A 19093-nucleotide genomic window follows, 5' to 3' on the forward strand; every position below is an offset into this window, starting at 1 on the left:
TATGACCAGACAATTATCCAGACAACGTCTGGTGTACGCGGTGGTGCTTGGCCTGCTGGCCGCACTCGGGCCGCTGTGCACCGATCTCTACCTGCCCGCCCTGCCGGAAATGGCCGGCGAGTTGAATACGTCCACCGCCACGGCGCAGCTCAGCCTGACCGCCGGCCTGCTCGGGCTGGGCGTGGGCCAACTGATTTTTGGCCCCTTCAGCGACAAGCTCGGCCGCATGAGGCCGCTGCTGCTGTCGCTGGTACTGTTGTTGGCCGCCTCTGTGTGGTGCGCGCTGGCGCCGAATATCGACCAGTTGCTGATTGCCCGTCTGTTGCAGGGGCTGGCCGGTGCAGGCGGTGCGGTGATCTCCCGCGCCATCGCGCGCGATCTCTATGCCGGGCATGAACTGACGCGCTTCTTCGCTCTGCTGATGCTGGTTAACGGCCTCGCGCCGATTATTGCCCCGGTGCTGGGCGGCGCCATGCTGCAATTGATGGACTGGCGCGGGATCTTCGGTGTACTGGCGGCCATTGCCGTACTGCTGTTTACTCTTTCGAGCCTAAAGTTGCGCGAATCGCTGCCCGTGGAACGCCGCAGCCAGGGCGGCATTTTGGCGATGCTGATGTCGCTGGGCGGATTGCTGACCCAGCGTCAGTTTATGGGGCTGTGCCTGACGCAGGGGTTCGTCATGGCCGGGATGTTCGCCTACATAGGCGCATCTCCCTTCGTATTGCAGCAGATTTATGGCCTCAGCCCGCAGATGTTCAGCCTGTGCTTTGCGGTTAACGGCGTAGGTTTGATTATTTCTGCCCAACTTGCCAGCCGCCTGAGCGCGCGTTGGGGGGAAAGGAAAGTGCTGAAAGGCGGCTTGACATTGGCGGCCGTCGCCTCACTGCTGTTGCTGCTGGCAGGCAGCCTGCACGCGCCGCTGGCGCTGTTGCTGGTCCCGTTGTTCTTTTCGGTGGCGGTGATCGGCATTGTCGGCCCAACGGCGTCATCATTGGCGATGCAAAGCCAGGGCGACAAAGCGGGCAGTGCCTCGGCATTGATCGGTGTGTGCATGTTCGCGCTCGGCGCGTGCAGCGTGCCCATCACCGGGCTGGGTGGCACTTCCAGCATATCGATGGCGCTGACCATTGTCGGCTGTTATGCCATCGCCATCCTGCTGTTCACCCTGCTGGTGCGCAAACCACAGGCGTAAGCTACCGCCGAAAAGGCAATAAAAAACCCGCTCAAGGAGCGGGTTTTAAGAATTTTGGCTACTGTAGCTTAGATAGCGATAACGTTAGCAGCAGATGGCCCTTTGGCACCGTTCGTGATTTCAAATTCTACACGCTGGCCTTCAGCAAGAGTTTTGAAACCATTGCTAGCGATGGCAGAGAAGTGAACGAAAACGTCCTTGCTACCATCTTCCGGAGTAATGAAGCCGAAGCCTTTGGATTCATTAAACCACTTAACGCTACCTTTAATCTTAGACATCAAACTTACCTTTAACGTGAATGTAAGACACAAAATGTGTGTCCAATACAGTACAGCAATTAGACCGGATTTTGTCCACAACCTGGATCACAGAAAACCGATAAAAAGTGAAAAAATCGGTATCGCCCGCTGTAAATCTGTTGCACCACTCGCCGTTGCCGATCTTGACAGCTCAATCCTCTTTAATCCCCGGCGAACAACGGCCGAACGCCTGTCTCGGCCCTCAACAGCGCGCATTACCGGCATGATGCAGACATAATCGCTATGAAATATAACCAGATAGTCTTTTTGCTTCCGGCCGCCCTGCACTAGGGTTAGAGCTTATTAACCACTGTGAGCCAAGACTATGACCAGCCAACTGGCCGAGAAGATCGTCGCCTACCGCCGTGAACTGCATCAGAACCCTGAGCTGTCCAATCACGAATTTGCCACTACCGCGCGCCTCACCCGCTGGCTGGAAGAGGCCGGTATCCGTATTCTGCCGCTGGAATTGAAGACCGGCGTGGTCGCCGAAATCGGCAGCCGCAAGGGCCCGATCATTGCGCTGCGCGGCGATATTGACGCCCTGCCGATAGAAGAAATCTCCGGCGTTCCCTTCAGCTCGCAAAATAGCGGCGTAATGCACGCCTGCGGGCATGATTTTCATACCTCGGTGATGCTAGGCGCAGCGCATTTGCTGAAAGCGCGCGAGGCGACACTCCCCGGCACGGTGCGTATTTTCTTCCAACCGGCGGAGGAAACCTTCAACGGTGCCCAGCATCTGATCGACGCCGGCGCTCTGGATAACGTGGCTGCGGTATTCGGCCTGCACAATGCGCCGGAGCTGCCGACGGGCACCTTCGCCACCCGCGCCGGCGCGTTTTACGCCAATGTAGACCGCTTCCAGATCCTGATCACCGGTAAAGGCGCACACGCCGCCAAACCGGAGCAAGGCGTAGACACCATTGTTACCGCCAGCCAAATTGTCAACGCACTGCAAACCCTGCCCAGCCGCAGCTTTAGCTCGCTGGAGTCGCTGGTGGTAAGCGTGACGCGCATCGAGGGGGGCAACACCTGGAACGTATTGCCGCAGACCGTAGAACTGGAAGGAACGGTGCGCACCCACAACGAGAAAGTCCGTCTTCAGGTCCCGGACAAAATCCGCCAGGTCATTAACGGCGTGGCCGCATCGCTTGGCGCCCAAGCGGAACTGCGCTGGCAGCCTGGCCCCCCGGCAGTGATCAATGATGCCCGCTGGGCCGCCTTCAGCAAAACCGTCGCCGCCGAAGCCGGCTATCGGGTGGAGGAAGCGGACCTGCAGATGGGCGGCGAGGATTTCGCGCTTTATCTGCACCACGTGCCGGGCGCTTTTGTCAGTATCGGTTCAGCCAGTGAGTTCGGCTTGCACCATCCGCGCTTTAACCCGGATGAACAGGCGATCTTCCCGGCCTCGCAATATTTCGAGCTGCTCGCTGAACGCACGCTGCAACAATTAGCCACCGCGCCGGAAAAAATCACCAGCAAGGCGTAAAAATCACCTCATTATTATTTCGCGGCGCAGCCTGTTCTGCGCTGCGAATTATTATTTCCCTGTTATCCATACCCGCCACGATATTTGCTATTTTCAACATTTGAATATGCTGTTTTGTTGTTTTACATCCTGAGGGCGCTCATCAATAGTGGGGACTCGACAGATAGCGCCACAGCGGCACTTAACAGGGTGGAAGCAATGAGCAACAGTGCGAAAAACAAACGGCAATTGCGTCTTGGCGCCATTTTGCATGGCGCATCGGGAAATATGTCTGCCTGGCGGCATCCGGACGCCACCGCCGACGCCAGCATTAATCTCGATTTTAATATTGCCACGGCGAAAAAAGCCGAACAGGGTAAATTGGATTTCGTGTTTGTTGCCGACGGCTTATATATCAATGAGAAATCCATTCCGCACTTCCTTAATCGTTTTGAACCCCTGACCCTGCTTGCCGCCCTGTCCGCCGCCACCGACAAAATCGGGTTGGTGGGCACGCTGTCCACGTCATACAGCGATCCCTTTACCGTCGCTCGCCAGTTCGCCAGCCTGGATCACCTGAGCAAAGGCCGGGCGGGCTGGAACGTGGTGACGTCACCGCTGGAAGGGTCGGCAAAGAATTTCTCGCGCACCGAACACCCGGAGCACAGCCTGCGTTATCGCATCGCCAGTGAATATCTCGATGTCACCAAAGGGCTGTGGGACTCGTGGGAAAGTGACGCCTTTGTGCGGAACAAAAACAGCGGCGAATTTTTCAGCGCCGGCAAACTGCATACCCTGAACCACCAGGGGGAGTTCTTCTCGGTGCAGGGGCCGCTGAATATCGGCCGCACGCCCCAGGGCCGCCCGATCCTGTTCCAGGCCGGCGCGTCGGAAGACGGCAAGCAGTTGGCGGCAAAACACGCCGATGCCATTTTCACCCACCATGAAACCCAGCAGTTGGCACAGACGTTTTATCAGGACGTAAAAAACCAATTGGTGGAACAGGGCCGCGAACCGGACGATCTGCGAATTTTCCAGGGCGTCAGCGTGATCGTCGGCGACGACAATGAAGACGTGGAACGCCAATATTGGGAAACCGCACGCCTGGTCAGCATCGAAAACGCACTCAACTACCTTGGCCGCTATTTCGAGCATTATGACTTTTCCCGCCATCCGCTGGATGAGCCCTTCCCGGACATCGGCAATTTGGGGCAAAACAGCTTCCGCAGCACCACCGATGCCATCAAACGCAACGCCAGCGAGCGCAATCTGACGCTGCGCGAAGTGGCGCTGGAAGCTGCCTCGCCGCGCCCGGTGTTCGGCGGCACGCCGGAGGCGGTAGCGGACGGCCTGCAAAACTGGTTCGATACCCAGGCCGCCGACGGTTTCATCATCAGTGGCGGCACGCCGAACTCCTTCGGCCACTTTATTGACCGCGTAGTGCCTATCCTGCAGCAACGTGGCCTGTTCCGTAGCGATTACAGCGGCGATACGCTGCGCGACCACCTGGGCCTGAAGCAACCGCTGAACCAATTTACGCAATAAAAATACTTTTTTTCAGGGATATTCCGCTATGCGAAAAACCGTTACCGGCCCCGGCATCAATGTAAAAGCCATCAAAATCCGTCTCCACGTGGCGAAAAACCAGCAAATTCTGGGCGACTAGGAGCATACCTATGGCAAACGACGTCTTCATTCAAACGCTGCCGGACGACCCGCTGGTCGAGCCGGTGATTCAAGGACTGTTCGGCGAGTACCGTCAACGTTACGGCGATTATTTTGGTGACCAGGAACAAGAAACGCTGGATCTGTACGCCCCGCCACAGGGCGCATTTATCGTGCTGTTGCGCGCCGGAGAGCCGATCGCCATGGGCGCGTTCAAACGCTACGATCCGCACACTGCCGAACTGAAACGCATCTGGACGCGAACCGACCTGCGTCGCCAGGGGCTGGCGCAAAAGGTCTTGCAGCAACTGGAGGCGCTGGCACTGGAGCAAGGTTACCGCCAGCTCTACCTGACCACCGGTTTTCGCCAGCCGGAGGCGGTGGGCCTGTACCTGAGCAACGGCTATCAGCCGCAGTTCGATCCCACCGTCGACAGTGAAGTTTACAGCCGCCCGCCCTACGACGGTCGGTTGCCGTTTCGCAAGAGCCTGATAACAGCAGGCGCACTCTGTTGCGCGCCGGAAAGGAAGATTGCCTAGGGGCGCCTGCCCCCTCCCTTTATCTGTTTCAGGAGCAATACGATGTCCAAACAAGAAGTGTTGAAAGTGGTTCCCGCACGCTACCCGCTGCGGCTGGTGGGTGCGCTGTTTTCGGTGTTTATTCTGGCGGCGATCGTCCAGTCGGTGGCGGCCAACGAGCGTTGGGAATGGGGCGTGTTTGCCGAATGGTTCTTCGCGCCGGCGGTGCTTTCCGGCCTGGGGCAAACCCTGCTGCTGACGCTGCTCGGCACGCTGTTCAGCATTATTTTCGGTACCTTGCTGGCGCTGGCGCGGCTGTCGCGCTCTTATTTGCTGGCGTCGCTGGCCTGGGGCTACATCTGGCTGTTCCGTTCGCTGCCGCTGATTCTGGTGCTGATCATCTTGTATAATTTTTCTTACCTGTATGATTCCATCTCGCTGGGCATTCCCTTTACCTCGCTGGTGTTCGCCAGCTACCCGACCATCGATATCCTCAGCCAGTTTTCCGTCGCGGTGCTGGGGCTGACCCTGGTGCAATCGGCCTATACCGCAGAAATCATCCGCGGCGGCATTCTCGGGGTGGAATACGGCCAGCATGAGGCCGCCGCGGCGCTCGGCCTGCCGGGCTATCGCCGCACCTTCCGCATCATTCTGCCGCAGGCGCTGCGCTCAATCGTTCCCACCGGCTTCAACGAAATCATCAGCCTGGCCAAGGGCACCTCGATCGTTTACGTGCTGGCGCTACCGGAGCTGTTCTACACCATTCAGGTCATCTATAACCGCACGCAGCAGGTGATACCGCTGCTGATGGTCGCGACCGTCTGGTACCTGTTCATCACTACCGCACTGTCGGTGATCCAATACTACATTGAACGCTATTTCGCGCGGGGCGCAGTGCGCGAACTGCCGCCGACACCCTGGCAGAAACTGGCCGGCTGGATAAAACGTTAGGAGGATTTTATGTCCGAAGCTATTGATTACTATGCCCTGCGCGAAGCGCCGGTGCGCAACATCGTTCCGGTGCCGGCGCGTGGCCTGATTGAAATCAGCAACGTGAGCAAGTTTTTCGGCAAGCACAAGGCACTGGACGACGTCAGCCTGACGCTTGAACCGGGTACGGTCACGGTGATTCTCGGGCCGTCCGGCTCGGGCAAATCCACCCTGCTGCGCGCCATCAACCACCTGGAACGCGTCGATGAAGGCTTTATCCGCATCGACGGCGACTACGTCGGCTACCGGCGTAAAGGCGATAAACTGTATGAACTGAAAGAGAACGCCATTCTCAAGCAGCGCATCAACGTCGGCTACGTGTTTCAGAATTTCAATCTGTTCCCGCATCTCACCGTGCTGGAGAACATCATTGAAGCACCGGTGGTGCATGGGATCTACTCACGTACTCAGGCTAAAGAGGTGGCTTATCAGTTGCTGGATACCGTCGGCCTGCGCCACAAGGCCGACGCCTATCCGCGCCACCTGTCCGGCGGCCAGCAGCAGCGTATCGCCATTGCGCGTGCGTTGGCGTTGAATCCGAAGGTCATTTTGTTCGATGAACCCACTTCGGCACTCGATCCGGAGCTGGTCGGCGAAGTGCTGGACGTGATCAAGGGGCTGGCGGATCTGGGCGTAACGCTGGTGGTGGTCACCCATGAAATTGGCTTTGCGCGTGAAGCGGCGGATCGGATCGTGTTTATGGTCGACGGACAGATCGTCGAGCAGGGTAGCGCCCGGCAGGTGCTGAACCATCCGCAGCACCATCGCACCATTAACTTCCTCAACAAAGTACTGTGACTCACGGGGCGCAACCGCGCCCCGTCCGTTAGTCTTATCCCTCCGCGAAGCGGCGTTTCTCGGCAGCGAAATCCAGCGGCTTGATGCCGCGCTGATTGCGATCCTGCTCGGTCAGCAGCGCCGGCGGAATAAACCAGGTCACTTCAAACAACAACCCATCAGGATCGTGACCGTAGATGCTCTTGTGCACACCGTGATCCTCCTCCAGCCCGAGAATACCGCGCTGCGCCAGCTGATCGCGAATGCGTTCGAGTTCATCCAGGCTATCGACTTCCCACGCCAGATGGTACAACCCGGCCGGTGGCTCGTTTTCCGCCGGCGGTTCACCGTTGGCACGGAACACTCCGGCCCGCTGTTGCCCGAGATTTTTGCTGAACAGCGCCAGATCGTGATCGTTATCCGAGTCGGCCGCCTGGGTAAACACCGCTTTGTCGGGGCTGCCCGAAGGTTTTAGCTTAAACCCCAGCACCTGATGATAAAAATTCGCGCTTTGCTGCACATCGCTGACATACAGCACCGCGTGGTTAAGCCGTTTAATTCCCATCGATTTTCCCTTTCCGCTTTGAATACAGTCAGCTTGAAAATAGCATGTGGCCGGAAACCCGCTAAATGCCGTTATCGCATTATCAAAACCGGAGTGCGTAACCTGTCACTGCAAGGCATTCCGCGCTATCATATCCCTGTCGCCTTTCAAGCCGCAGCGTTGTTGCCTGCACTCGCGCCCCCCGGTTACTTGCTTAAGTAAGCGCCTGGCGTGAGCGAGCCGTCGTCTAGCTGCAACTTGAAATTCACAGGGGATAAATATTGTATTGAACGAATTAACGAGAATGATGATGAACGGCAAAATAACGACTTTTTTTGAAGACAAAGGCTTCGGCTTTATTACCGATGAGAACGGGGAAAATCGTTATTTTCACGTGATTAAAGTGCAAAACCCGGAGCTGATTAAGAAAAACGCGGCGGTGACCTTCGAACCGACCAACAACACCAAAGGCCCTTCGGCGTATGCGGTCAAGGTGCAGGCGGCGAGCAAATACATCATCATCGCCAACGAAAGAATCAAGATCACCAGCATCAAGTCCTTCAATACCTTCACCAAAGAAGTGCCGGTGAAAGCGGACGTCGACAAAGAAAACACCGTACTCTCGGTGGGCCTGCTGATGAACCGTATCCGTCCGCAGTCCGAAGAAGCGCCGCAAACCATGCAGACGTTGCGCATGCTGACCATCACCACTTTCCAGAACGCGACCCATACCTTCTCCGAACAGGAGATCGACATGGATGAAACGCTGAAAGTGCTGAAAAGCCTCTAATCACCGCCTAACGCCTCTACCCCATGAATTTCGAGTCGCAGCCAACAACGCTGCGGCTTGAAAGGCGGCGGGTATAAAACAATCGAAGCAATTTGATATCACCTGTGCTAGCGTGGGTTTTCACCTGACACAGGCCGTGCTATATGACCGATTCCAGCAGCGTTAAAGGCTTTATCAACCGCTCCACCAATATTGCCTGCCCCAAATGCGCCTACGTCACCAGCCAAAAATGCGCGACGCTACGGCAAAACGTTATGCTGATCTGCCCAAACTGCGGTACCCGATTTGAACCCAGGCAGAACTGAAGCCCTTATCTGAACATAATGTGCCCGACGCTGTTGCCACTCACCACGTTAAACGACTCTACGCGATTGCGCCCCTGAGATTTGGCGCGATAAAGCGCAATGTCCGCCATATTCATCAGCTGTTCCAGCGACTTCACTTCATTCATTGCCAGGCTGGCGACGCCTACGCTGATGGTGATTTTCAGCGGCGTTTTGCCGCCGGGATACAGATCGGTTTTTTGCACCAGTTGCCGCAAATGCTCCGCCAAAGCCACCCCCTGCGCCGCCAGCGCACGCGGTAGCATAATCGCAAACTCTTCCCCGCCGAGACGGCCAAACAGCTGATCGTGCCGCAGTTCACGCCTGACGATGTGGGCGAAGGAAGCCAATACCTGATCGCCCACTACGTGGCCGTGAGTGTCGTTAATCAACTTGAAATGGTCGATATCGATCAACAGCAGCGACACCGCCTCCTTCGATTTATATTTGTGCTCCAGCAGTTCGCCGGCCTTTTGCGTCAGCGCACTGCGCGCCAGCACCCCGGTCAGGAAATCGTGATTGGCGCTGTGTTCCAGCCGGCGCATCAGCTTGCGGTTGACGGCTATCGAACTGGCGAGGATCAACGGCCCCATCACCAGCATGGCGATCCCCAAGCGGGCGGACATCAGGGTATCGAGGAATGCGTTGTGGTTGTTCGGCGTTTCATACAGCATCAGGTTGGCGGAGATACTGCTGATTTCGGTCATGCCGGTCAACAGCGTCAGCAAGGTCACGGTGAACAACTGGTAGCGGACCGCACACCACAGCAACGCCGGGATCGGGAAGGCAATCGCCCCCGGGCCGCCGATGTACACGCTGAATATCAAGGAAAACAACAGCGCCAACAGCGGCATGCCGGCCCGCAGCGGCCAGTTGATCGGCATGCGCAGCAGTTGCTTCAGCCGCGGCGCCGCCAGGAACACCGGCAACAGCAGCAGGTTAGTGGAGAATTGTTCACTGAACCATGCCAGCCAGGCCGTGATCACGGTATTATTGTACAGGCTGTCACTGCGCAGTATCGACAGGGTCGATGCCACCGCCGCGCCAATCAGACTGGCGGTAAACATATAGAGTATCGCCTGTGGCTTGCCCATTCTGCGCTGCGACTGCGGTAACAGCAGCATCACGCAGTAACCGGTGGCGATCAGCGACATATTGCAGGCATTCAACCACATCGCCAAAGGCAGCGCTTCGCCGGTCGTCAAATCGGCGGCAATCATGCCAAGGTAAGTGGTTAGCCAGCCCAGCGGCGTGGCATAGGCGGGTTTGCGCAAGAGCAGGCCGAGTAAAATCGCATTCACCGGCCAAAACAGGGAAAGGGATCCAATCGGACGAGTAAATATACCCAGCAAGGAAAGCAAAAACGCCAGCAGAAAAAGAGTGATCAGCTGGAGAGTAACAGGCAGGCCATGTTTGGCATTTATTCTGGCGTTCATCACCTTACCCATACATTCATAATAACCAGAGCAATTGTCTGCATATTCCCTCGCCCGGCATGATAAGGAGGACAAAAAACCCGTTCTCAACCAGTAAATACAGATGTATCAAAAACAAAGAGACATTCATTTTTATTTAACAGAATGTTCTTAACACCACGGCCATCAGCACAACTCCGTGTGAAACGCATTCACACCGATCCGCAGAATAATGTTCAACGATATCTATCAGCATAGCCTAAGCCGCTGCGGATCCGCACAAACCTAAAAACCACAATAATAAAATGGATATTTTCATTTACCCTATTGTGCCGCAGATTATTTTCCAGCAAGTCACACGGAAGCGCAATTAGAACCGGAAACATAAAAAAAGCCCGCAGAGCGGGCTCGCTTGAAGAGCAGCAAATTGACAGTTACGACACAGCCATTGCATGCCTGTGCTGCTGTTCATGATATCGACGGAAGCTTAAGCGGACCTTAGCAACAAAAAACCCGGTCTAGGAACCGGGAATATTTGTCCGAAATGCAGTGTTAGCCCAAGCAGGCTAATAACACTTCGCAGTTTACACGCCAAATGTGCAGAAAAAATGAACGGCGCGTTCCTCCCATCGGCGTGATGGGGAGCAGGATCACGCCAGTTTGGCGGCAATGCTCGCGACGCGCTGACCATACAATTTGGCGGTTTCCAAATCCCCCGACAGCATTTCATCTACGCCGGCATCGGCAGGCGTCTGTACCAGCAGGCCAACAGAGCCGCCCAGATTGTTCACATCGGTACGCTGCGCCGCTTTGCTGTTGGCCGGCGGCAGCCCCAGGCTGACCCACAAACCGCCATGCTGTGAAGCCAGCGTTTGCAGGGCGATCAGAGTAACCTGCTTGTCGCCGTTCAGGCTGGCGCTGTTGGTGAAACCACCGAACACCTTGTCCTGCCATTTGCGCGTGAACCAGGCTTTCGAACTGGCGTCGGCAAATTTCTTGAACTGCCACGACGGGCCGCCCATGTAGGTTGGCGAACCAAAGATGATGGCATCGGCCTCATCCAGTTTTTGCCAGGCTTCTTCGCTGATATTGCCGTCTTGATCGATAGCGATCAGCTCAGCGTCTGCGCCTTCGGCCACAACGCGCGCCAAACGCTCGGTGTGGCCGTAGCCGGAATGAAAAATCACCACTGTCTTCGCCATAAGGAACTCCCAGGTAGTTGCATCGGGGTGCCGGCGGCACCCGTAAATACGCTGATCCAATCTACTCAAGCGGCCGCAAGGTGAATACCCAATTTATCTGACGGAGTTATTCAAAAAACCGGATGCTGTTTTACGCGCCGCTGCCTTGCGTGCCCTGCTGCCGGGCGAAATCGATAAACGCGCGCAGCGGGCGCGGCATTTGTCGGTTGGCGGGGTAGTAAAGGTAAAAACCGGGAAAAGGCGGCGTCCAGGCATCCAACAGCGGCACCAGCCGGCCGTCGGCCAGCGCGGCGGCTACCTGATGCTCAAACAGATAAGCGATGCCCACGCCGTCCAGCGCCGCCCGCACCAGGATCTCCGGTTCGTCGACGATCACCGGCCCTTCTACCGCGATATCCAACTTTTCCCCATCGCGCTCAAACTCCCAGCGGTAAAGATTGCCATTGGTCGGCCAGCGAAAATTCAGACAAAGGTGTTGACGCAGCTCGCGCGGCGCCTGCGGTTGGCCATGACGAGCCAGATACGCCGGGGAGGCGACTACCCGCATCCGAAGGTCTCCGCCAAGCTTGATCGCCACCATGTCCTTTTCCAGCTTTTCATGCAGACGCACGCCGGCATCGAAACCGCCGGCGACAATGTCCACCAGCCGATCTTCCACGTTGAGATCGAGGAGGATATCCGGGTACTGCCGATGAAACGGCGCAATCAACGGCGCCAAAAAATGCATGGCGGCGATCCGCGTAATATTGAGCCGCAAACGCCCGGTGGGTAGCTGGCGTTGGTTGACCGCCACGGCTACCGCCGCATCGATTTCGGCGATAGCCGGCAACAGCCGCGCCAACATCTGCGCCCCGGCGTCGGTGGGTGCCACGCTGCGGGTAGTGCGGTTCAGCAGCCGCAGCCCCAAACGGCTTTCCAGATTGCGCAGCGTCTGGCTAAGCGCGGAAGCGCTCATGCCCAGGTGCACGGCGGCGCGGGCGAAACTGCCGTGTTCAACAATGGCGGCAAAAGCGCGCAGCTCTGCAAATTCACTTCCTCTCATTATGCCTCCATTACTTAATAATTCATGAAGATTATAGCGTATTCCGTGAATAGCCCGCCGGGTCTATCTTGAAATCAACATCAACAGGAGAACGCCCATGAACACATCCTTATCGCTGGACAGTTATCGCCTGCTGGGCCGCTCCGGCCTGCGCGTCTCGCCGCTGGCGCTCGGCACCATGACCTTCGGTGCCGACTGGGGCTGGGGAGCGGAACAGGACGAGGCCCGCCGCCTGTTCGACACCTATGTCGACCACGGCGGCAACTTTATCGATACCGCCAACCGCTATACCGAAGGCAGCGCCGAACGCTTTGTCGGCGAATTCGCCGCCGGGCGCCGCGATCGCCTGGTGATCGCCACCAAATACACCTTGCCGATGCAGCCCGATAACCCGAATTCCGGCGGCAATCACCGCAAAAGCATGGTGCGATCGGTGGAGGATAGCCTGCGGCGCCTGAACACCGACTATATCGACCTGCTCTATTTGCACGCCTGGGACTACACCACCCCGGTGGAGGAAATCATGCGCGCGATGGACGATCTGGTGCGCGCCGGCAAGGTGCTGTACCTGGCGGTATCGGATCTCCCGGCCTGGCAGGCATCCAGAATGCAGATGCTGGCGGATTTGCGCGGCTGGTCGCCGTTGATCGGTCTGCAGATCGAATACAGCCTGCTGGAACGCACGGTGGAGCGCGAATTGATCCCGATGGCGCAAGAGTTGGGGTTGGGCGTGATCCCCTGGTCGCCGCTCGCGGGCGGTGTGCTGAGCGGCAAATACCGGCGGCAGGATCTGCATCCCGAAGGGGATGAAACAGGTACCCGACGCGAGGTCGTACGCACCAAAGGAACGCTGACCGCCCACAACCTCGACATTACCGATGCCGTGAGCGATATCGCCCGCGAAGCCGGTTACACGCCCGCCCAAGTGGCGCTGGCCTGGACGCTGCGCAACCCGGCGGTGACCGCCCCGATTATCGGCGCACGCACGCTGACGCAACTGGATGACAACCTCGGCGCGCTGGCGGTCAGGCTGGCGGAAGATCAGTGGCAACGGCTGGATGCGCTTAGCGCGATTGAATTGGGCTTCCCGCATGATTTTCTGACGCTATCGACCACTCGCAACATCATGTTCGGCGGCCTGAATATCGCCGGGCGCAGATAAAAAAAATCCCGCACGAGGCGGGATAAACTTAACAGGGATGGGGTAATACACTACAGGGACTAACACACAACATCATCGGGTAGAACTACCTTACCAATCCCTATGTATAGAATTGTCATTCCTGCGTAAGGTTGCTCCGGCAGATGTAACGCCGGATGGAAATGTGACATGTTGACCTTGGCCCGGCGCTCAGGGACGGGCGTAGCGCCTTATCCACTTCACACAACCGACTAATAAATAATCGATTCAGGGCTATTGAAAGCGCCGGGTGGTATACTGATAACCCCTACATCTACCCGGTGAAAGATATGTCTATCTTTGATGCCCTTAAGATGTTCAGCGCCACATCCGTAAAAGTGACTTGCCCAAAATGCGCTTACGTCTCAGAACAAAGCAGCAGCAAGATGCGCAAAAATATCACCATGATCTGCCCTAAATGCGGGCACTATTTCCGCCCTGGAGAAGAAAAGTAACCCCCTCCGTCAATGCGCCAACTGTGTGGTGTAGTTGGCGGCTATCCAACGGTAGCCTTTTCCCTCGGCCTTCACATGCCCCAGCCCGGGGAATGAAATATGGGCCGCGGCCACCCAGTCCCCTTCACGCGCAACCTGCGCCAGAATGCGCTCGCGCGTTTGTACCGCCTGTTGCTGGTTGACGTCGAAATGAATCGCCACCTCAGGGTCCGGCATCTGCACCGCCTTGGCGTGGATAATATCCCCCCACAGCACCAGCGTTTGCCCTTCGCTTTCTACCCGGTAGACCACGCTACCCGGCGTATGGCCCGGTGCCGGGAGCGCGCGGATACCCGCTATCACCGTTAGCGGCGCCGTGAAAGTTTTCAGTTTGCCGGCGGTGATAACCGGGTTCAGCGCCTCTGCCGACTCCTTAAAGGTGTGCTTTTGGCCGTCTTCAACCCGGCCGATATTGGCGGGGTTCAGCCAGAAATCCACATCTTTTTTATCGACATACACCTGCGCATTAGGGAACGCCGGTTTACCGTTCAGCGATACCCCGCCGGAGTGATCGCCATGCACGTGCGTCAACAGCACCGCGTCTATCGTTTCCGCCGGATAACCTGCCGCGCGCAGATTTGCCAACAGATGCCCGCCCGCCTTACCGAACAGCGGCCCGGCGCCGGTATCCACCAGCACCCGCTGTTTACCGGTATCGATCACGAAGGTGTTGATCGAGGTCTCCGCCTGCGGCGTCATCGACTCTTCCGCCATGCGCTGCTTCAGCACGTGCGACGAAACGCGGGTAAGCAGTGTATCAAGCGGGATGGTCACGGTGCCGTCGGACACCGCAGTAACGGTAAACTTGCCCAGCGGCATACGGTAATAGCCAGGTGCCTGAACCAAAGTATCCGCCGCAGCGACGGTGGTGAACAGTAAGCCGGCGAGTACCAGTGCACGAAATCGTTTCATAACATCCCCTTCAATAAGAAATTGCGTCGCCTTTAACGCTGACGGGGATTATGGTAGTGCCAGGTAACATCATTCAAATCGATTGGAATGATTATGAACATCAGAGAAAATGATTTTAGCCGTATCGACCTGAACCTGCTGACGGTATTGATGGTGCTGTTTCGCGAACGCAGCGTCTCGCGCGCGGCGCAAAAGCTGTACCTGGGGCAACCGGCGGTGAGCGGAGCATTGGCGCGCCTGCGCGATATGTTCGATGACCCGCTGTTTGTCCGCAGTTCGCAGGGCATGGAGCCGACCCCCAGGGCGCAAGCACTGGTACTGGCCCTGACGCCGCTGATGGAAAACATGCAACAGGTGCTGTTCCAGCCACCCGGTTTTGTCCCCGCCACTGCACACCACAGCTTTCGGCTGGGTATGGCCGATTGGGTCGAAATGTGGCTGATGCCGTCACTGATGGTGGCACTGAAACAACAGGCACCCGGCATCACTCTGAATGTTATCGCCACCGATCCGTTCCAGGACAGTGATGCGCTGGAGAAGGACCGCATAGACCTGGCGCTTTCCGTTGCGCCCGACGGCCCGCACTGGCTAAAACGTGAGGTGTTGACCCGCATGCGCTTTTGCACCCTGTGGCACCCGGCGCAATTGGCCCTTCCCACACCGCTGTCGCTGGCGGATTACACTGCCAACGACCATTTGCTGGTTTCTTACCGTGGCGCGAACGCCAGCGTGATTGACCAACAGCTTGCCGCTGAGGGGTTGCAACGCAAGGTACGCTACACCACCCCGCACTTTGCCGCGCTGCCGCCCATACTGCAAAACACCCCGGTATTCGCCACCGTGCCCGCAGGGCTTGCCGAAAGCTGGAGCAAGAATTACGGCCTGAAACGCAGCGAACTGCCGCTCGAGATCCCGCCCTTCGAGGTAGCAATGCTGTGGCACCACAAACGCAGTCAGGATCCGGCCTTATTGTGGTTGTTGGAGGTGGTGCGGGGATTGCCCGCCACGCTGATTCAACGGAGTAGGTAACGCAGGCGAGGGAGAAAAAGAAAGAAGAGCTGTGCTGCCCGACAGCCATTATCCAGGCTATCGGGCACTCCCGACAAGAATGGCGCCGGTTAAGGTTGAAGCGGAGCCAGATGCGCCAACACCAGATCTATGCCCTCCCCCGGGCGGCGCAGCGGGTTATGCCCCAGCCCCTGGGTTTTCACCAGACAGGCGGCAGGCCAGGCTTGGGACAGGCATTCGGCTTCCACGTCCAGCACGATATCGTCGGCGCTGTCATGGATGATTAACGCCGGTTGCTCGATCTGCCGCAGCCCCTCATAGGCGTTGAAACGCTGCCAAACAGCCTCCCCAATGCCAAAGTAACGCTCAATGTAGCCCCGTAAACGTTGCTGCTGGCGCGCCGGCAAATTGAGGATAGAAGCATACTTGGTCACCAGGCCGCTAAAATGCGTGGGCGCGCCGACAATCACCAAGGCTTTGGTACGCAGCCCGGCTTTCACCGCGTTGATCACCGACAGGCCGCCGAAGGAGTGGGCCACGATCGCGTCAAACCCGCCTTCTTGCCGCTCCAGTTGCTGAATGATTTCAATAAACTCGACAATGCTGCTTTGGTCACCTTCCGCATCCCCGTGTGCAGGCGCGTCAAAGCCGATAACCTGGAAGCCTCGCTCCAGCAATACCTGGATCAAACGCGAGAAATGCGATGCCCGCGACTCCCAACCGTGCGCCAACAGCACCTTTGGCCCCTGTTGCCCCCAGTGATAGACCACCGCCTGCTTATCGTTGCTCAGGGTGATGTACGTAACGCTGCTCGCCATCCCCATCGTCTGTTTATCGCTTTCACGCATCGGGACGCGGCGTGGGGTGAAAAAACGTTTGCCAAGGTAAGCGGCCGTTGGGCCAGGCACCACAAAATCCATCAACCTAATACCCATTTTAATGCAGGATACGGCCGGTGAACGCATATAAGCCGGCCCACGATACTGCCGGTAGGCTTGTTCGATAAGTTGGTCAAAGTGTTCACTCATTGTACTCTCCAGAATGGCGGGTAACGTTAGATTTGCGCGGGCGCATCTTGCGCCGCTTGACGTTTATCGAGCTGCCGAACAAGGGCCCTTTCAGCCTCCGTCGCGACATGCCGATCCCAATACGCCAGTTTTACGTCCATGCGTTTAAACCACAGCGGCGGCACCAACGCATACAGGATATGCGCCACGTAGCCATGATCGATCCCCACCGCATAGCTGTGCGCTTGCAGCTTCCAGTATTCCCGACGTGGATTCGTATGGTGATCCGAGTGGCGCGTCAGATTCAACAGGCCGGCAGAAGAAGCCTGATTGTTGCAATCCCAGCTGTGTCTTGGCTCAACGCGGGTGTTGGGAACCCGGATTAAACCGTAATGCTGGATATAGTTGACGGTTTCAAACAAGAACTTGGAGACCAGCATGGCCACCAGGCAAGCGAGTAATCCGCGCCCCGCCGCCGCCGCATAACAGGCGGCCAGGATCATCAAGCTCATGATGACGCCGCGAATCACCCTATTGCCCAACGTAATACTCCGCTTGCCCTGGCCTTTTAGCCGTTGCTGTTCCACCTGCCAAGACTCGCGGTACTGCGACAGTGAAGAGCGGATGAAGAAACGGTAAACATGCTCGCCACGGCGTGCCGTAGCCCCATCGGCATAGGTCGCCACATTGGGGTGATGCGAGTACACGTGGGAAATGGAAAACTGCGCGTCCGCAACCAATGCCAGTAACCAGCGCCCAACGGTCATCGCCAACAGGCTCTGGGTTTTGTGGATAAGCTCGTGAGCCACCACCGTATTGGTGCTCAGCGTATAACCGGTGGATACGGCGGCCAACAGCAATTCTGGCGTCCGCATACCGTGCAAGGCCGACACATCCCACCCTGTCGCCGCCGAGATCCCGGCCCCAAACCCCAACAAATCGCCCGGCGCCGCCTGCCAGATCAACGTAAACAATGCCAGCAAGGCGGCAGGCAGTTGCAGATAGGGGAGCAGCGCCAGCAAAGCGGTGAACCTATACTGGTGATCGGCAGTATCTACTTTGGTCAGGTTATCGAAGATCAAATAACTTAAGGATACGCACAGCATGGCGGCCAGTATCCACCCGCCACCGAGCACATTGGCCGCAGCAGTCATGGGCAAAAACACCAGTGGCACCAAGGCAAACCTTAGGTAACTCAACATACTAACTCCTTATTATTCGAGATTTTTTGCTCAGCGCTGGCGGGAGAAAAACAGTCTGTCTGGATATGTTGCGCCATCACCCCGGACGCAAGCAGCCCCCGTTGGCACGCCTGCGCCAACCCCGGGTTACCGCAGATCAACACCCGCCAGCCGTGAGCCCCCAGCCCGTACTTTTGGTGCGGGTAGAGACTGCGCCACTCCTCCAGCCAGGAGGTAAAGCGCCCGGCAAGCTCGTGCGCGTGCCCTTCGCTTTCTTGCGATAGCGCATGCAGGTAATGGAAGCCCTGATGTTGTTGCTGCAACCGCTGCAGCTCGGCAACGTCGAACTTGTCCTGCCGTTTGCGAATGGCATGCACCAGCATCACCGCCCGATAGGGATTACGCGCCAGGGCCGCGCGAACCAGCCCCAGCGTGGTCCCTAAACCTGAACCGCTGGCTATGGCCAGCAACGGCCCTTTCCCGTCATCCGCTTGCCCGAAATGCCCGCTGCCGGCAGAAAGCCACAGGGTGCGCCCGATGTTGTTCTGACCGCATAAAAAGGGAGAGAGGCGTCCCTGCTCTCTCAGCGTGACATCCACGACAATCTCCCGCGCGCTACTGAGCCAGCTCACCGAATAACTGCGGACATCCGTGTCCGGCTGGTGGCAAAGCTGGAAAAACTGGCCGGGCAGGAAGGGCATAGCCTGCTCGGGCGACAGGGTGATCCGCCATACCAAGGCTGACAAAGGGGTAGCCTGCTTTATCTGAGCAGGCACCCAATGCGTCACTACGGCAGCCGGCATCAGGGTTAAATCCGATTGGGGCAGGCACTGGCAAGCCAACACATGGCCGGCCGCAATTTCTTCGGCACTGAGCAAATAGCCGAGATCCACCAGCGAACGCACTTCACCGCTGACCACCCGGCACAGGCAGGATTTGCAAGATCCCACCTGGCAGTTATAAGGCAAGGCCACGCCGGCTTTCAGTGCGCTTTCCAGCACCGTTTCCCCCGCAGCCAAGGTGAACGTTTGCCCCTCCAGCATCCCCTGGAAGGTGCGACGGCGTGAGAACCATCTCTTCAGCATG

At 57.5% G+C, this 19093-nt stretch carries 20 protein-coding genes; 11 read left to right on the top strand and 9 right to left on the bottom strand.

Annotation, left to right across the window (positions count from 1 at the left end):
- Position 1: 1 nt before the first annotated feature.
- Positions 2–1192 (top strand): multidrug effflux MFS transporter, encoded by a 1191-nt coding sequence (locus QZQ97_RS12070; protein ID WP_311993610.1) that lies wholly within the window; start codon positions 2–4, stop codon positions 1190–1192.
- Positions 1193–1260: 68 nt separating this feature from the next.
- On the opposite strand, the gene cspE is transcribed toward QZQ97_RS12070, so the two are convergent.
- Positions 1261–1470, bottom strand: a complete 210-nt coding sequence (gene cspE / locus QZQ97_RS12075; RefSeq protein ID WP_002210315.1) for a transcription antiterminator/RNA stability regulator CspE — start codon at positions 1468–1470, stop codon at positions 1261–1263.
- A gap of 346 nt (positions 1471–1816) precedes the next feature.
- Between cspE and QZQ97_RS12080 the strand changes: the two genes are divergently transcribed.
- From QZQ97_RS12080 to QZQ97_RS12100, 5 genes are all read left to right on the top strand, one after another.
- Positions 1817–2980 (top strand): M20 peptidase aminoacylase family protein, encoded by a 1164-nt coding sequence (locus QZQ97_RS12080; protein WP_311993611.1) that lies wholly within the window; start codon positions 1817–1819, stop codon positions 2978–2980.
- Between the two features lie 198 nt (positions 2981–3178).
- Complete coding sequence (locus QZQ97_RS12085) at positions 3179–4504, top strand: LLM class flavin-dependent oxidoreductase (RefSeq protein WP_311993612.1); 1326 nt, start codon at positions 3179–3181, stop codon at positions 4502–4504.
- Between the two features lie 131 nt (positions 4505–4635).
- Complete coding sequence (locus QZQ97_RS12090; protein ID WP_311993613.1) at positions 4636–5163, top strand: GNAT family N-acetyltransferase; 528 nt, start codon at positions 4636–4638, stop codon at positions 5161–5163.
- A gap of 42 nt (positions 5164–5205) precedes the next feature.
- Positions 5206–6093 (top strand): amino acid ABC transporter permease, encoded by an 888-nt coding sequence (locus tag QZQ97_RS12095; RefSeq protein ID WP_006319863.1) that lies wholly within the window; start codon positions 5206–5208, stop codon positions 6091–6093.
- Positions 6094–6102: 9 nt separating this feature from the next.
- Complete coding sequence (locus QZQ97_RS12100) at positions 6103–6930, top strand: amino acid ABC transporter ATP-binding protein (protein ID WP_311993614.1); 828 nt, start codon at positions 6103–6105, stop codon at positions 6928–6930.
- A 34-nt stretch (positions 6931–6964) separates the two neighbouring features.
- Here QZQ97_RS12100 and QZQ97_RS12105 read toward each other — a convergent pair whose 3' ends face one another.
- Positions 6965–7474: a VOC family protein gene (locus QZQ97_RS12105; protein ID WP_311993615.1), complete on the bottom strand. Its 510-nt coding sequence runs from the start codon at positions 7472–7474 to the stop codon at positions 6965–6967.
- 289 nt (positions 7475–7763) lie between these two features.
- On the opposite strand from QZQ97_RS12105, the gene QZQ97_RS12110 reads away from it, so the two are divergent.
- Positions 7764–8243 (top strand): cold-shock protein, encoded by a 480-nt coding sequence (locus QZQ97_RS12110; protein ID WP_126486273.1) that lies wholly within the window; start codon positions 7764–7766, stop codon positions 8241–8243.
- A 143-nt stretch (positions 8244–8386) separates the two neighbouring features.
- On the top strand, positions 8387–8548 hold the full coding sequence (locus tag QZQ97_RS12115) for a YnfU family zinc-binding protein (protein ID WP_164713297.1): 162 nt from the start codon (positions 8387–8389) through the stop codon (positions 8546–8548).
- A gap of 5 nt (positions 8549–8553) precedes the next feature.
- Here QZQ97_RS12115 and QZQ97_RS12120 read toward each other — a convergent pair whose 3' ends face one another.
- The 3 genes from QZQ97_RS12120 to QZQ97_RS12130 form a co-directional block, all read right to left on the bottom strand.
- Positions 8554–10002 (bottom strand): GGDEF domain-containing protein, encoded by a 1449-nt coding sequence (locus QZQ97_RS12120; RefSeq protein ID WP_311993616.1) that lies wholly within the window; start codon positions 10000–10002, stop codon positions 8554–8556.
- Positions 10003–10631: 629 nt separating this feature from the next.
- The gene (locus tag QZQ97_RS12125) at positions 10632–11183 is read right to left on the bottom strand and encodes a flavodoxin family protein (RefSeq protein ID WP_311993617.1); all 552 of its coding nucleotides are present in this window, start codon (positions 11181–11183) and stop codon (positions 10632–10634) included.
- Positions 11184–11313: 130 nt separating this feature from the next.
- Positions 11314–12225 (bottom strand): LysR family transcriptional regulator, encoded by a 912-nt coding sequence (locus QZQ97_RS12130; RefSeq protein ID WP_311993618.1) that lies wholly within the window; start codon positions 12223–12225, stop codon positions 11314–11316.
- 97 nt (positions 12226–12322) lie between these two features.
- On the opposite strand from QZQ97_RS12130, the gene QZQ97_RS12135 reads away from it, so the two are divergent.
- Entirely contained in the window at positions 12323–13387 is a 1065-nt protein-coding gene (locus tag QZQ97_RS12135; protein WP_311993619.1) for an aldo/keto reductase, read from the top strand.
- 308 nt (positions 13388–13695) lie between these two features.
- Positions 13696–13860 carry a YnfU family zinc-binding protein gene (locus tag QZQ97_RS12140; RefSeq protein WP_311993620.1) on the top strand — a complete coding sequence of 55 codons (165 nt, stop codon included), beginning with the start codon at positions 13696–13698 and terminating at the stop codon, positions 13858–13860.
- A gap of 9 nt (positions 13861–13869) precedes the next feature.
- On the opposite strand, the gene QZQ97_RS12145 is transcribed toward QZQ97_RS12140, so the two are convergent.
- Complete coding sequence (locus QZQ97_RS12145; protein WP_311993621.1) at positions 13870–14811, bottom strand: MBL fold metallo-hydrolase; 942 nt, start codon at positions 14809–14811, stop codon at positions 13870–13872.
- Positions 14812–14898: 87 nt separating this feature from the next.
- Here QZQ97_RS12145 and QZQ97_RS12150 point away from each other — a divergent pair, with 87 nt between their 5' ends.
- Positions 14899–15840, top strand: a complete 942-nt coding sequence (locus QZQ97_RS12150) for a LysR family transcriptional regulator (protein WP_311993622.1) — start codon at positions 14899–14901, stop codon at positions 15838–15840.
- Positions 15841–15929: 89 nt separating this feature from the next.
- Here the strand turns inward: QZQ97_RS12150 and QZQ97_RS12155 are convergent, their stop codons facing one another.
- The 3 genes from QZQ97_RS12155 to QZQ97_RS12165 are packed head-to-tail and all read right to left on the bottom strand — an operon-like array spanning position 15930 to position 19092.
- Entirely contained in the window at positions 15930–16847 is a 918-nt protein-coding gene (locus tag QZQ97_RS12155; protein ID WP_311993623.1) for an alpha/beta fold hydrolase, read from the bottom strand.
- 26 nt (positions 16848–16873) lie between these two features.
- On the bottom strand, positions 16874–18028 hold the full coding sequence (locus QZQ97_RS12160; protein ID WP_311993624.1) for a fatty acid desaturase: 1155 nt from the start codon (positions 18026–18028) through the stop codon (positions 16874–16876).
- Positions 18022–19092, bottom strand: a complete 1071-nt coding sequence (locus QZQ97_RS12165; protein ID WP_311993625.1) for a 2Fe-2S iron-sulfur cluster binding domain-containing protein — start codon at positions 19090–19092, stop codon at positions 18022–18024. The genes QZQ97_RS12160 and QZQ97_RS12165 overlap by 7 nt, the downstream gene beginning before the upstream one ends.
- Between the last annotated feature and the right edge of the window lies 1 nt (position 19093).

The organism is Serratia sp. root2 (assembly GCF_031931805.1).
GTDB lineage: Bacteria > Pseudomonadota > Gammaproteobacteria > Enterobacterales > Enterobacteriaceae > Serratia > Serratia inhibens.